14 protein-coding genes and 3 pseudogenes are annotated in these 13,562 nt (G+C 67.4%); 12 read left to right on the forward strand and 5 right to left on the reverse strand.

Going from position 1 to position 13,562, the window contains the following annotated elements; genetic code table 11:
* The first annotated feature begins 1 nt into the window (after position 1).
* The 6 genes and pseudogenes from cysC (at position 2) to ACZ7LU_RS19555 (ending at position 5,226) form a co-directional block, all read left to right on the forward strand.
* Positions 2-547 (forward strand): adenylyl-sulfate kinase, encoded by a 546-nt coding sequence (gene cysC, locus ACZ7LU_RS19530; RefSeq protein WP_471917395.1) that lies wholly within the window; start codon positions 2-4, stop codon positions 545-547.
* A 2-nt stretch (positions 548-549) separates the two neighbouring features.
* Entirely contained in the window at positions 550-1,482 is a 933-nt protein-coding gene (cysD, locus tag ACZ7LU_RS19535; protein ID WP_471917765.1) for a sulfate adenylyltransferase subunit CysD, read from the forward strand.
* A gap of 2 nt (positions 1,483-1,484) precedes the next feature.
* Positions 1,485-2,822, forward strand: coding sequence for a sulfate adenylyltransferase subunit 1 (locus tag ACZ7LU_RS19540; RefSeq protein ID WP_471917396.1), 1,338 nt, complete (start codon positions 1,485-1,487; stop codon positions 2,820-2,822).
* 17 nt (positions 2,823-2,839) lie between these two features.
* Positions 2,840-3,070, forward strand: a pseudogene (locus ACZ7LU_RS19545) (IS701 family transposase); the annotation flags it as partial.
* A 92-nt stretch (positions 3,071-3,162) separates the two neighbouring features.
* The gene (locus tag ACZ7LU_RS19550; protein ID WP_471917397.1) at positions 3,163-4,113 is read left to right on the forward strand and encodes an RNA-binding protein; all 951 of its coding nucleotides are present in this window, start codon (positions 3,163-3,165) and stop codon (positions 4,111-4,113) included.
* A 447-nt stretch (positions 4,114-4,560) separates the two neighbouring features.
* Complete coding sequence (locus ACZ7LU_RS19555) at positions 4,561-5,226, forward strand: hypothetical protein (RefSeq protein ID WP_471917398.1); 666 nt, start codon at positions 4,561-4,563, stop codon at positions 5,224-5,226.
* 60 nt (positions 5,227-5,286) lie between these two features.
* Here the strand turns inward: ACZ7LU_RS19555 and ACZ7LU_RS19560 are convergent.
* Positions 5,287-5,538: pseudogene (locus ACZ7LU_RS19560) on the reverse strand (transposase family protein); the annotation flags it as partial.
* 159 nt (positions 5,539-5,697) lie between these two features.
* Between ACZ7LU_RS19560 and ACZ7LU_RS19565 the strand changes: the two are divergent.
* The 3 genes and pseudogenes from ACZ7LU_RS19565 to ACZ7LU_RS19575 all read left to right on the forward strand — a co-directional run.
* Positions 5,698-6,000, forward strand: a pseudogene (locus ACZ7LU_RS19565) (transposase); the annotation flags it as partial.
* Between the two features lie 11 nt (positions 6,001-6,011).
* The gene (locus ACZ7LU_RS19570; RefSeq protein ID WP_398307037.1) at positions 6,012-6,554 is read left to right on the forward strand and encodes a hypothetical protein; all 543 of its coding nucleotides are present in this window, start codon (positions 6,012-6,014) and stop codon (positions 6,552-6,554) included.
* 288 nt (positions 6,555-6,842) lie between these two features.
* A complete protein-coding gene (locus ACZ7LU_RS19575; RefSeq protein ID WP_471917399.1) occupies positions 6,843-7,325 on the forward strand; it encodes a hypothetical protein in 483 nt (160 codons plus the stop codon).
* Between the two features lie 88 nt (positions 7,326-7,413).
* Here the strand turns inward: ACZ7LU_RS19575 and ACZ7LU_RS19580 are convergent, their stop codons facing one another.
* Together ACZ7LU_RS19580 and ACZ7LU_RS19585 are read right to left on the reverse strand one after the other, a co-directional pair.
* Positions 7,414-8,184 carry a transposase gene (locus tag ACZ7LU_RS19580; RefSeq protein ID WP_471917400.1) on the reverse strand — a complete coding sequence of 257 codons (771 nt, stop codon included), beginning with the start codon at positions 8,182-8,184 and terminating at the stop codon, positions 7,414-7,416.
* Positions 8,185-8,223: 39 nt separating this feature from the next.
* Complete coding sequence (locus ACZ7LU_RS19585; protein ID WP_471917401.1) at positions 8,224-8,958, reverse strand: hypothetical protein; 735 nt, start codon at positions 8,956-8,958, stop codon at positions 8,224-8,226.
* Between the two features lie 585 nt (positions 8,959-9,543).
* Here ACZ7LU_RS19585 and ACZ7LU_RS19590 point away from each other — a divergent pair.
* Both ACZ7LU_RS19590 and ACZ7LU_RS19595 read left to right on the forward strand, forming a co-directional pair.
* Positions 9,544-10,668: a DUF2975 domain-containing protein gene (locus ACZ7LU_RS19590; protein ID WP_471917402.1), complete on the forward strand. Its 1,125-nt coding sequence runs from the start codon at positions 9,544-9,546 to the stop codon at positions 10,666-10,668.
* A complete protein-coding gene (locus ACZ7LU_RS19595) occupies positions 10,668-10,922 on the forward strand; it encodes a helix-turn-helix domain-containing protein (protein WP_471917403.1) in 255 nt (84 codons plus the stop codon). Before ACZ7LU_RS19590 ends, ACZ7LU_RS19595 begins: the two co-directional genes overlap by 1 nt.
* 561 nt (positions 10,923-11,483) lie before the next feature.
* Here ACZ7LU_RS19595 and ACZ7LU_RS19600 read toward each other — a convergent pair.
* The gene (locus tag ACZ7LU_RS19600; protein WP_471917404.1) at positions 11,484-11,657 is read right to left on the reverse strand and encodes a hypothetical protein; all 174 of its coding nucleotides are present in this window, start codon (positions 11,655-11,657) and stop codon (positions 11,484-11,486) included.
* A complete protein-coding gene (locus ACZ7LU_RS19605) occupies positions 11,641-12,285 on the reverse strand; it encodes a hypothetical protein (protein WP_471917405.1) in 645 nt (214 codons plus the stop codon). Before ACZ7LU_RS19605 ends, ACZ7LU_RS19600 begins: the two co-directional genes overlap by 17 nt.
* A 221-nt stretch (positions 12,286-12,506) precedes the next feature.
* Between ACZ7LU_RS19605 and ACZ7LU_RS19610 the strand changes: the two genes are divergently transcribed.
* Positions 12,507-12,809 (forward strand): hypothetical protein, encoded by a 303-nt coding sequence (locus tag ACZ7LU_RS19610; RefSeq protein WP_471917406.1) that lies wholly within the window; start codon positions 12,507-12,509, stop codon positions 12,807-12,809.
* The last annotated feature ends 753 nt before the right edge of the window (positions 12,810-13,562 follow it).

Consider the following 13,562-nt stretch of genomic DNA (forward strand, 5'->3'; position numbering starts at 1 on the left):
CATGCTCACTACCGACGATGGCGGGACGGTGTGGCTCACCGGCCTGCCCAGCGCCGGCAAGACGACCATCGCGTACGAACTGGCGGGCCGCCTGCGTGCGGAGGGCCGCCGGGTGGAGGTGCTCGACGGCGACGAGATCCGGGAGTTCCTCTCGGCGGGCCTCGGCTTCAGCCGGGAGGACCGGCACACCAACGTGCAGCGCATCGGCTTCGTCGCCGAACTCCTCGCCCGCAACGGCGTATTGGCGCTTGTGCCGGTGATCGCGCCGTTCGCGGACAGCCGCGAGGCGGTGCGCAAGCGCCACCAGGCGGGCGAGACCGCCTACGTCGAGGTGCATGTCGCGACGCCGGTCGAGGTGTGCTCCGTACGCGATGTGAAGGGTCTGTACGCCAAGCAGGCGAAGGGCGAGATCTCCGGCCTGACCGGGGTCGACGACCCGTACGAGGCGCCCGAGTCGCCCGACCTGCGCATCGAGTCGCAGGACCAGACCGTGCAGGAGTCCGCAGCCGCGCTGTACGCGCTGCTCGTCGAAAGGGGTCTGGCGTGACGATCAGCGTGCCTTCGCTGCCACACGTGACCGAAAGCCCGTACGTACTTACCCATTTGGATGCCCTGGAGTCCGAGGCGGTGCACATCTTCCGGGAGGTGGCGGGTGAGTTCGAGCGGCCGGTGATCCTCTTTTCTGGCGGCAAGGACTCCATCGTCATGCTGCACCTGGCGCTGAAGGCGTTCGCCCCGGCGGCAATCCCCTTCTCGCTGCTGCACGTGGACACCGGGCACAACTTCCCCGAGGTCATCGAGTACCGCGACCGGGTGGTGGCCGAGCACGGGCTGCGGCTGCACGTGGCGTCGGTGCAGGAGTACATCGACGCGGGCAAGCTGCGCGAGCGCCCCGACGGCACCCGCAACCCGCTGCAGACCGTGCCGCTCACCGAGAAGATCCAGAGCGAGAGGTTCGACGCGGTCTTCGGCGGCGGGCGCCGCGACGAGGAGAAGGCCCGGGCCAAGGAGCGGGTGTTCTCGCTGCGCGACGAGTTCTCGCAGTGGGACCCGCGCCGCCAGCGCCCCGAGCTGTGGCAGCTCTACAACGGCCGCCACGCCCCCGGTGAGCACGTCCGCGTCTTCCCGCTGTCCAACTGGACCGAGCTGGACGTGTGGCAGTACATCGCCCGCGAGAAGATCGAGCTGCCGCGGATCTACTTCGCGCACGAGCGGGACGTGTTCCAGCGCTCGGGGATGTGGCTGACCGCCGGGGAGTGGGCCGGCCCCAAGGAGGGCGAGACGGTCGAGAGGCGCCAGGTGCGCTACCGCACGGTGGGCGACATGTCCTGCACGGGCGCCGTCGACTCCGACGCGACGGGCCTGGAGCAGGTCATCGCCGAGATCGCGGCGTCCCGGCTGACCGAACGGGGCGCCACCCGCGCCGACGACAAGATGTCCGAGGCCGCGATGGAAGACCGCAAGCGCGAGGGGTACTTCTAACCATGACGATCACCAGCACAAGTGCCGTGCCCGGAACCGACATTGGGACCGGCATCGGGACCGACACCAGCACGGACGCCGGCGCCGATACCGCCGCCGGAACCCTCCGCCTCGCCACGGCCGGTTCGGTCGACGACGGCAAGTCGACCTTGGTGGGGCGGCTGCTGTACGACTCCAAGTCGATCCTGACCGACCAGTTGGAGGCCGTCGAGCGGGCCTCGCGCAGCCGCGGCGCCGCCGAACCCGACCTGGCCCTCCTGACCGACGGCCTGCGGGCCGAGCGGGAACAGGGCATCACCATCGATGTGGCCTACCGCTACTTCGCCACGGCCCGGCGCCGGTTCATCCTGGCCGACACCCCCGGGCACGTGCAGTACACGCGCAACATGGTCACCGGCGCCTCCACGGCCGACCTGACCGTGATTCTGGTCGACGCCCGCAACGGAGTGGTCGAGCAGACCCGCCGCCACGCCGCCGTCGCGGCCCTGCTGCGCGTCCCGCACGTGGTCCTCGCCGTGAACAAGATGGACTTGGTCGAATACGCCGAGCCCGTCTTCGCGAAGATCGCCGAGGAGTTCACCGCGTACGCCGCCGAGCTCGGGATACCCGAGGTCACCTCCATCCCCGTCTCTGCCCTCGCGGGCGACAACGTGGTCGACCCTTCCGCGCACATGGACTGGTACTGCGGCCCGACGGTGCTCGAGCACCTGGAGACCGTTGCGGTCGGTCACGACCCGGACGGCTGCCGGGCCCGCTTCCCCGTGCAGTACGTCATCCGCCCGCAGACCGCCGAACACCCCGATTACCGCGGCTACGCGGGCCAGATCGCCGTCGGCACCTTCCGCGTCGGCGAGTCCGTGACCGTCCTGCCCTCCGGACGGACCTCCACCGTCAAGGGCATCGACCTGCTCGGCACCTCCGTCGACGTCGCGCGGTCACCTCAGTCGGTCACCATCCTTCTCGAAGACGACATCGACGTCTCCCGCGGTGACCTCCTGGTGCCCTCCGATGGCATCCCCGCCCTCGGCCAGGACATCGAGGCCACGGTCTGCCACGTCGCCGACACCCCGCTCACGGTCGGCCAGCGCGTCCTGCTCAAGCACACCACCCGCACCGTCAAGGCCATCGTCAAGGACATCCCGTCGCGGCTCACCCTGGAGGACCTCTCCCAGCACCCCGCCCCGGGCCGGCTCGTCGCCAACGACATCGGCCGAGTCAGAGTCCGCACCGCCGAACCGATCGCCCTGGACTCCTACGCGGACTCCCGGCGCACCGGATCCTTCCTCCTGATCGACCCTGCCGACGGCACCACCCTCGCCGCAGGAATGCGCACCGCGTGACCGAGGGCCGTGTTCCGGCCGGCAGCCGGTGGGCGATCGAGGGGTGCTTCCGGGCCGCGAAGAGCGAGTGTGGCCTGGGCGAGTACGAGGTCTACCGCTACCCTGGCCGATATCGGCACATCACCCTCGCCATGCTCAGCGAGCCGGCATCGGTACCTAGGCTGTCATCCGAACCTGGCGGCGACCCGGATTCCGTGTCAGCTGCGGGGCAATTCCGAGCATCAGGGTTGTCCATTCGGGCCAGATAGCGTGCTCAGTCACAGGGCTGCATCCCCCCTGGTCGGAGAATCGGGGCCAGGATCTACCCTGGGCACTCCTTCCGCCCCGTCCGAGGAGTAGCGTGCCGCCGGCCTTCGTCCACCGGATCACCAAATACGACCCCGCCGACCGCGACGAGTACGGTCACTACACCGGCACCGAGGACACGATCAGCGACCACGGGCCTGTCGAAGCGGCGTACCTGGCGGCGGTGGCCGCCTTCGCGGACGGCTCGGGCATCGACCGGCTGGAGATCCGCGACCCTGCGGTCACGGGCTTCGCCCACTTCGGCGGGGAGCCCTCAGTTGCGGGGCACGGCCTCGGCGGGCTCTTCCCGCCCGACCTCACCGGCTACCACGACGGGGCCGAGGTCTCTCTTCCAGTCGCCCTGGAACTGGTCCGGGCCATGCTCCGCGACCAAGGCGCCTGGTGCCGACTGGAGGTGGGGGATTCGTTCACCGTACATGTCGGGTGGGATCAGTATGTGTACGTGGGCACCGACCGGCCCTGTGCGGACGCCGTGGCCCGTACGCGCGAACTCGGCCTCTTCCCGGAACCGCTTACGGCCTCCCCCTATGCGGCCGAGCCCGACGAAGCGGAAGTGACGGAGCCGGCCGACGAGCACTTCTGGATACGCGTGCACACCGCGCTGGCGTCACGGCATGCGCTGCTCCTCGAGGAAAGCTGCGTGCGCAACGCCGCACGCTGGCACCGAATCACGCCGGAAAACCTCGACACAGTGCGCGCCGGTCTCGGCCCGCGCGCCTTGCTGACCGTCTGGCCCGATCTGTCCCCGGACGTCGGCGCCGTACTCGCCGCATTGCCCCAGGAGGAATCCGTCGAGTTCGTCTGGGAGGCACAGGACGGCACGATCAGGCACGCGATCGTCGACGACACCGACCACCAGGAACTCAGCGCCCACGTGGCCGACGCCCGAGCCGCATGCGCCCTGCCCCTGTCCCTCGCCGAACACCACCCGCTGCTCCGTGCTGCCCTCCCGGACAGCGACGGCGTACTGCGCGCCCGGTGGTGACCATGTACGCGCGCCCGGCGAGCCAGCAGGCACCTGCCAGGCCAGATATCGCGCTCAGTCATCCCCGGGCGCCCACCGCCCTGCTCCTGTGCAGCCTGGCCTGGGCGTTAGCCTCAGCGGATGATTCCTCATTCGCCAGAGTTCGTGACGTACCCGTGGTCGGACCGCTGCCCACCTGACCGAGGACACGGCAATCGTCACCCTGGGCGGTGAGAGTCAGGACGAGGAAGAGTGGTTCCGTTACCACCTGGTCGACGTACGCACGGGCACCCTCAGCGGCGAGTTCACCGTCGAGGTGAGCAACCTGTACGAGCCGGTGCCCCTGGGTGACGGTTCCTGGCTCACCGGCGGCGCCGGCGGCGACCCCGTCGGTCGGGCCCGCGCTCCCCAGCCGTCCGCACCGCCGCGCCCGGCCGAATCAACCTCTCCCTGCGAAAGGCAGAAGTGATGACGGCGGACACTCGATCGCCACTGACCCCTCAGGCGCCTGAAGGCCTGAGCCGACGAGCCCGCGACTTCGTCGAGGGGCACGGGCTGCGTGTTCCACACCGCGACCTCACGCTCCATCGGGAGGTATGGCTCGAGCAAGGGATTCCGGATGCCGAGATCGACCGGGCTGTCACCTTTCAAGAGCTCTGGGGCGGTCTGGCCCTGCCCCCGGCCCCCGAGTACGAGGGCGGCCCGCGGGTTCTGGAAGCCGATGTGCCCGAAAGCTCGGCCGGGAGCGGATGGCGGTTCTCGGCAGGCGGCTGTCGCGTCTCGATGGCCTATGGGTTCATGATCGGGCCGGGAGGCGAGTTCGGGATCGACGCCGACCACTGGACACCGCTGCACGCCAGCACAGCGGGCTGGGTGGAAGCCCTGGCTCTGGCCGGCCATGCGGGTTACTGGGCCGAGACGATCACGAAGATCAAGGGCGGCGCCGTTGAGGAGCTGGACCTCGACGGATTCGAGCCAGTACCTGAAGTCCAGGGACTTGCTGACACCTGGTGGCGGGGCAAGGACTCCCTGATCGCCGTCTACCGCGGCGAAGCCTCGGGCTTTGACGCCCCCTACTGCCTCAGGGCCCATATCTACGACGGACTCGATGCGTGGGGCCTGGGCGGCACCTGACCCCCGAAGGCCAAGCTCATCGGTCCCGCCGCTGAGCGTTCGGGTTGGCCTGGCCATGGCTTGCTCGCCTATGCAGCGGATCTTTGCGTGGTTGGTGTTGTGGCGTCGCCTCCACCGCTTGAGCCGGCAGCCTGGGAACGGCACGCGGACGGGATGTCCGGCACCTTGGTACGCCTTGTCTGCCCAGCACTTGAGCCCCTCGGCCGCGAGCGCGTCGACGATTCCGTGGCGTCGGGCTGCCGTCAGGTCGTGGGTCGAGCCGGGCGTAGGTGTCACCACACACAGGTCGATCGCCGACGGGTACGCAAGCACTCGAAGCTCCTGGCAGCACGGTGGATCGTGGTTGTGACACCGTCTACCAGGAGCTTCTTCGTTTAGTCAGCCCGCCCAACACGTCTTCAGCGTCGCCAACTTGAAAAGGGCTTACTGGCGCCTGAGTTGGTCCGCGGCATTCCGCCCACCCGGTCACGCCGCGGGCCTCGTAGAAGGCGGCCGGCCAAACTCCACGGCGACAAGGGCTACGACTACGACCACCTGCGCCGATGGCTCCGCGAACGCGGCATTACACCCCGCATCGCCCGCAAAGGCGTCGAGTCCTCACAGCGGCTGGGCCGACACCGCTGGGTCGTGGAGCGAACCGTGTCCTGGCTGGCAGGCTGCCGACGCCTGCACCGTCGCCACGAACGCAAGCCCGAACACTTCCTGGCCTTCGTCGGTATCACAGCGATGATCATCTGCTTCCGCCGACTGCCCCATGGGCCCGCCGTTCACTAGTATCGCCCTCCATGATCGCAGCAGCCGTCACGGTCGGTCTGGCGCTCCTGGGCTACGTCGCCGCCTATCTCAACAGCCTTCGACTATCCCAACGCCAAGAACGTCTCTCCCGCCTGAACCGCCAGCTCAGCGACTTGTACGGGCCTCTCTTCGCCCTCACAGAATCCAATAGCCGCACCTACAGCACCTTCATGGAGCGACATGCTCGCCCCGACGGCATATCGCCGTTCGCGCACGAGACTCCGCCCACCGAGGAGGAAGTCGCCGAGTGGCGCCTGTGGGCCACCACCGTTTTCATCCCGAACATCCGAGCCATGCGCGACCTCGTCCTCAAGCACACAGACCTCCTGCGAGAGTCAGAAATGCCGCCGCTCTTGCTCCAACTGTGCGCACATGTATCGGGCTACGAGATCACGGCAGCTCGCTGGGCGCAGGGCAACTACGACAAGCACTTCTCAGTGGTGGCGTTCCCGGGCGAGGAACTCGGAGCGTATGCCCGAGAGGGATTCACTCACCTGAAGGCAGAGCAGGCTCGCCTGCTGAGGCGCCGATAGGGCTGGCCAAAGGAAACGACGTCTAAGGCGTCGCGCGAGCGAGGCGTCGGTAAACCGTCGTGCACGACCTGTCGAGGTATCCGCCAATAGCGATCAGGGAGCGGTTCGATGTTCCGGATGGTCCGCCAATCCGCGTCACTGTCACGTCGTTGTCGGACCATCCGTCCGGTACTCCGCATCGCAGCAACTGCCTGCGGAGGAGCGCTTGTTCTCTTCACAACTGCGGCGGACACACCTCGGTCTGCTGTAGGGATTCTGAGTGCACAGAATGCAGGTGGTTTCGCGGTCATGAGCGAACCGAGCAGCCACCCATGGGTGGGAACGTTTGGTTCCTACCTGCTGTGCGTGAAGGGCGACAGTGCAGTCACCATCAAGCGAGTACGCTACGAAACGCCTGTTCGGCCAGTCGACGTGGATCTAATGGTGCGTGAAGTGTACGAAGATTCGAGCGTGCTCGTGTCAGCAGTGGGTGAGCCCCCTGACTTCGTAGCTGGCGATCCGGCCCAGGAACTGGACGGGGTATTCGCGCCGATGCGTGCACCTGTACGTATCGATCGGCCTTGCGGAAGTCCGAGGTACGAACACGGATTCACCGAGCTTCTCTTCGTCGTCAAGGTTGATCAGCGCGGTGGGCTGCTTGATGGGGTGCGACTCGACTACGTAGTTGACGGGTACCCGGGTCAGTACACGCTTGAGCTGGACTGGCGGATCGTGCTCTGCGGGGACGCCATCGGAGTCGATGCCGGAAAGGCGTACTGTGCCGATACCTGAAAACCCCGTCGCCGAAGTCGGCACAAGTGCCTAACCGTTGTCCCGTAAATGATCTGCGGCATGCTGGGTGACCAGCGTCGTTCCCCGGTCACCCAGCGAGAGTTAGGTTGTGGAGGCGGGCGATGCCGAGCATGGCGTGGTGGACGCCGTCACCTTTGAGGCGGCAGTCGCGAAGGATCTTCCAGGTCTTCATGCGAGCGAAGGCGTGCTCGATGCGTGCGCGGACCCTGCGGTGTGAACGGTTGTGCTCCTCTTTCCAGGCTGGAAGGCCAGCCTGGCCGGGTGCGCGGCGGTGCGGGATGACCAGGCCGGTGCCCCTGTAGCCGCCGTCGGCGATCACCGTGGCGCGACCGACGGCGGCCTTGGCGCCGGACAGCTCCCATGCCTTGCAGTCGTTGCGGTTGCCGGGCAGCGGTCGGCCGACGGCGACGACGAGCCGAGTGTCGGCGTCGATGACGACCTGGTGATTGGTGGAGTACCGGTAGTTCTTGGACTGCTCGGCGATGCTGTGGTCGCGGGTGGGGACCAGGGTGCCGTCCACGATCAGGACGGTGTCCGTGCGGAACCGTTTGCGCTGCTGGGGTGCGAGCGCTGGTCCGAGGTGGTCGATGATGCGGTCGGCCGCGGACTTGGACACCCCGAACAGCGGTGCCAGTTGGCGCAGGGTGAGGTTGGTGCGCCAGTAGGCGGCCACCAGCAGCACCCGGTCCTCCAGCGGCAGGCTCCATGGCCGGCCCCTGCGAACCGGGTCGGCGCCCTCGCGCCGGAGCGCGGTGATCAGCTTGCCGAATTGCCTCGGGCTCATCCCGCTGAACGGGGATATCCACGCGGGGTCCGAAGCCGTGATGACGCCAGCCATTTCAAGATCATCGCAAGTGGCCGGGGGGCCTCTCCCTGTTCAGTACGTTTCAAGGGCTGGAGGAAGGCTCGCGGCCGTGTGCGCTTCCGCAATGTTGAACACACTGGCGCAAGCCGGACACTCTGCCCGGCCAAAGACGTATCTGATCCCCTCGGCGAGCCGCTGTTGCCCGTCCCGGTCGGCTGTGGCGTGCATCCATCGGCCCGGGTCGCGAAGCTCCTCGGCCGGGGCGGGCCGCAGCGACCGCTGCTCGATGTCGCCCTGATCCCAGTCTCGAATGGCCGCGTAACAGCCGTAGTCGCCGACGGCGATGGCCACCTCCGCTTCGCAGCCGGGGCAGGACACGGCATAGAAGTCGTCGGCGAAGTCTCCCAAGGAGGCGCTCCAGTGGAACTGACCTGCAAGGGCAAGCAGGTCACCGAAGAGCCGGTTGTAGTCGGCCGGACGCGTCCGAAGCCTCTGGTCCACGAGTTTCCGCAACCGAGTGACCTCGTTCGGACAACCCGCGAGCAGAGCTTCGCCGTCGGGGTGCCGCAACGTGCCACGCACGATGGCACTGGCCAATTCGAGTGCCTCGGCACATGCGGCAGCTAGAGCTGCCAAGCGCGGGAGAGCTGCGAAGCTCGCAGCGGAGACCGTCTCCCCGTGGAGGCAGAGACGGTCCCACAGCTCGTCCCACGCCTCCGGTGCTTCCTCTCGCTCCACCTGATCCAGGAGCAGCGGCACTCGCCCAACCGCCCCGTGAGCATCGACCACCTGCGTCCAGTCCGTCACGAGGGCATTCAACTGTTCCCACAGCCTCGCTGCCAACCTGCAGAAAGACAGGGCCACGAGCTCCCGAGTCATTGCGGGACAGCCCTTAGGACGGTGTCTTACGTGGCGATCTCGCCCGTCGCGGGGCCGTAGGTGCTGAGGGCGGGCGGGCACAGCCATCAGGGCGGCCAGCTCAGCTGGCCGTCCGCGACGGCCGGGAGAGACGTGGGCATCTCTCCGGTGACCCAGGCGAACTTCAGGTTCGCAAGGTTCCCGGCCCCGCAAGTCTACGCTCACGGCATTGGGCCCCCAGGCGGCGGTCGCCTCGGTGCGGTCCAGTTGACCCGCAGTTGCGAGGCGCCGAGACTCCGCCGACAGGATGTGTTCGAGTACTGCACGCTCGTCGTTGTTCAGGGATGCGAGTCGATGGGAAGAGCGGCCGTGCGCCCGTTCTGAGGTGGCGGAGCGATCAGCCCAACGCCTCCACCGGCGTCGCCGGCAGCGGCATCATCACCGCCTACGGCAAGCCAGGGCCTGGCGCGCGACGCCATCCCGGAGGACCCGCCGCTGTTCTCCTCCCAGGCTGCCACGCCTTCCGGACCCGGCATGATGCAGACCCTCGGCCCGATCCCCGTGAGTCGGTTACCGCGCAACCAGACGCGGCTCGACGGGCTAACGGCCGCCGTCGTCCACGCGCTCGTTCTCGGTGGTACGTCGGATACGCCACACGGCGAATGCCCCTCCCAGAACCCCACCCATGAGAGCTGTCACACCTGCCCCCACCTCGCTGCGCCAGACACCCGCACCGACAAAGGCAGCCAACGTGCCTCCGATCAGCAAGTACATGACGACGATGAAACCCATGGCGAGGTTCCGGTCCCGCAGCGGTGGTATGCCCCCGTTCACTGGCTTCCTCCTCCCCGCAGCAACGGCGCCCACTACGTCCTCAGCCAGCCAGAATCTACCCAAATTCCCTGCTATCGACACGGGGTTGGCCGGTCAGGCAGCGAGCACGAAGTCTCCGGCTTTGTCTTCGGCGAGTGCCAAACGTATCGTTATTCGATAACATCGTTTTTCGATAACAAGCTCAACGGGATGGTAGTCATGGTCGATGACCGCAAGTTGCTCGAGCCCCTCTTCAGCGCCGTGTCCCTGGTCCTTCGCGTGGTGCTCGGCCTGGTCGTGGCGGGCTTCATCATGAGCCTGTTCGTCGGCGGCGTCCATGTCGCCTCCATCGGAGGCGACGTATGCCTTACTGCGGACGGGATATCAGGCAGCTCATCCGACACCGACGCGATGTTCGGTGCACGAGAGGGGGTCACCGTCAACACATCCCCTGAGTACTGCACATCGGATCCCTCTCGCGGTCAGCAGGCTCTTGAGGTCCTTCATGACCTGCCGTCGTTCATCTTGATGTTCGGCGGGCTGCTGCTGCTCAACAGGCTGCTCAGGGGAGCGGCCCGCGACGGGGTCTACACCGCGCGCACCGCTTCCCGGCTGCGGGTGCTGGGTTGGTGGTTGCTGGCCGGCAGCCTGATCACCGCAGTCGCGCAGGCCATCGCCAAGGTGGAACTGTTGGCGACATTCGTAGAGGAGGACATGGCCGATGCCCTCGGCAACGTGTGGGACGTCCCGTTCCTCTCCATCTTCACGGCCCTGGGTCTGTTCACCTTCGCCCGGATCGTGCGCGCGGGTGTCGTGATGCGCGAAGACGTCGAGGCCACCATTTGATGACGGATGAACAGTCACCGGACGGCCACGCGATCGAAGTGCACCTCGATCGCCTCCTCGCAGAGCGAGGGCTGACCCTGACCGAACTGGCGGACCGCGTCGGCGTGACCATCGCCAATCTCTCCATCCTCAAGAACGGCCGGGCCAAAGCCATCCGCTTCACCACCCTCACCCGTATCTGCCAGGTACTGGACTGCCAGCCGGGGGACCTGCTCAGCCATCATCCGGACCATGCCCCCCAACGGCCCGGATGAGGGCTGCACAACATGCTGATCATCGTGCTCAGCTTGCCCCCGGACCTCGTTCGTGTCGTTAGGTGATGGCCGATGACCGATGACCCACGGGGCACCTGCCGCTTACTGCATCGACCATTGTCAGACGATGCTGCTACGTTCCGCGCGTGATCAAGCATGTGCCGTCCGCCGGCGATGAGAAGCAGAGCCTGCGTGCCAGCCTCGACCGGCACTGCGATGCGGTTCTCGGAGCCCGTCTTTGAACCATGCCGATCACCTACCCGGGCCGGTGGAGGCCGGATTCCGGCCCGTGGGGACCCGGCCGCCGTGGCGCTGCCAGGTCAGTGGATGCCGCTGCCCCATCCGGAGAACTTCCGCTCGGCGAACGACTCGTTTCGCCCCGTGGTGCAGCAGGCATCCTGTCCCGGGGGCCGCTCGGGGGATCCGGATCTGCCGGCAGGGGGAGACACGAACCGAGGGAGGCAGGAAGAACTTCGAGTTCGAGTGCGGCTGGTGCGGCGAGGACAACGTCGTGTACGGCACGCCCGGCCGGCGGAAGCGATGTGGCCTGACCAGCTCCGATCAGGACACCGGGCCCTCGCCCGGCGGGATGAAGGTGTCGTCGCCATCGGCATCCTCAACATGCCCCTGGGCATCGACCGTGACGGCTGTTGCTCGCCCCTGCGAGGTGATGAGCCGGGCCAGTACCTGTTCCGTCAGCGGCGTTCCCCCTGGCCCCTCATCCTTCCAGTGCACCAGCCACCCTCCACCCGGCACCGCGGCCACGACCTCTCGTGGGCATGGTGGTGGCAGGAAGATCAACCTCCAGCACGACTGCGGTGCCGGCCACGGTGCGGTCCTCATGCATGCTGATCTCTTGGCCGGTTTCGACGTGTTTCCAGTGAGACGGCGTGAGAGGCACGAGGCGAACGGTGGCCCGGCCGCCGGGCTCCAGAAAGGGCATGTCCTCGACCCAGAGCCCGGCAATGCTCACCGAAGCACCCCCAGCGGGTGAGAGGTTCCCGATGTCCCACATGGGCCGCAAAACCCCGTGGCCGACGATCGGTGTCCTGCGTCGCGCTTCTGCGGCTGAACGAAGTGTGAGATCCGCCCGTACCATCCCGTTTCGAATCTCAGAACACCGCCAGCGGCACCAAGCTGCGCTCCGCTCAAGACGGAGTTGCTCAGCGGCCTCAGCCAGCTGCTCCCAAAACGACAAGGGCAGTGGATGCCCGTCCCCGAACGCCTCCAGCAGGCTCAGGGCGATCTCCCATTCGTCGTGGGCGAGGTAGTCCCAGACGGCTCGCACTGTGACGTCGTTTTCGGTAGCGATCTCTTCCGGGACCACAAGGGAAGCCGATTCGAGCAGCTCGGTGACATCCATGGGGTGATTGTCGACGACGTTGTCAGGCTGCGTCGCCCAGGGCCTCACGGGCCCCGCCGCGCGTTCTCGAGGAGTGCTGTAACGGGGCCTTCGATTCGTATGGGACGCCAACTGGGATCAGTGGGGCCCCAGTGGGACATCGCGGCTTGGCTATGTACCTTGACGGCGGTTTCGGCTGAGTCTTGGCTCATGCTGGCGCCGGTGAGGTTGCGGCGTAGCTGGTGTTGGTCCAGGACGGTGTGGTTGAGGAAGGCGCCCGAGGTCAGGCTCAGGTAGCCGGTCAGTCCGGATCCGCCGCGCTCGGCTTCTGGTACGGCTGTGTTGTTCAGGGCGTCGATTTCGTTGAGGGTGTCCAGAACGGAGACGTTGGGGGTGCGACGGCGCAGTTGCTTGGCCTGTTCCGTGCGGGCCTGGGTGACTTTGGTGAGCCAGGTGGTGAGGTCGGTCCGGTGTTCGGCGAGGGCTTGGGCAATGTTCTCCGCGGCGCTGTCCGGGGAGCGAAGATCAAGACCTTGGTGAGGTGAGCTGACCCCAGGGCGGGGGCAGACAGTCGTCGGTGCGCAGGCGGACGATGGCGTGCCAGCCGCCGACCTCGCGGCCCTCTCCCAGCCCGGGGTCGGTGACGCCGTCGCTGATGCCTGGGACCGCAGACGACCGCATTGGCCCCGGCGAGAAGCGGAAGGACATCCGCGGCGGACGGCAGCACCAGGACCCGCTGCCTGCCGAGGCCAAAAAGCCCGGCCTCCTCGGCCGCGCAGGGGAGAGGGAAAAAGCAGGAGACCGCAGGCTCGGCGGCGCGTGCTTGGCATACGGAGGAGGTCACTCGCCCGAAGTGCCAGGCCGGCCCGAACTCCCCGTGCTCGCCTCGCAGCCCGCACCGTGAGCGGGTGGAGTGGCCGCAGGAGTTCACCCGGAAGCTGTGGGGTTGAAGTAGACGAGGGTGACTGGGACGCCCCGTCCAGTCGCGCGTCCAGCGGGGAGGGGGAGGGGGGCTCACCTTCAGGAGGCGGTGAAGGGGGGCACCAACAGAGCGTCGTCACCGGCGACCCCACCCCGACACCTACGGCCGCGTCTACATCGGCACCAACGGACACGGCCTCCAGTACGGTGACCCGTCCTGATCCCCGTACGTCACCCGTGCCAGCGGGCCGCCCTCCTGGACGAGGCGACATCACGGTCAGGAGAGCGGTCCGCTGCGTAGCCGACCCGTTGTGCCGCGAGGGTGGGCGGGGGAGGAGGCGAGGAGCCGGGCGAGGCTGATCCGGCCGGCGGTGGCG

The sequence above is a fragment of the Streptomyces sp. NPDC039462 genome, from assembly GCF_055639375.1.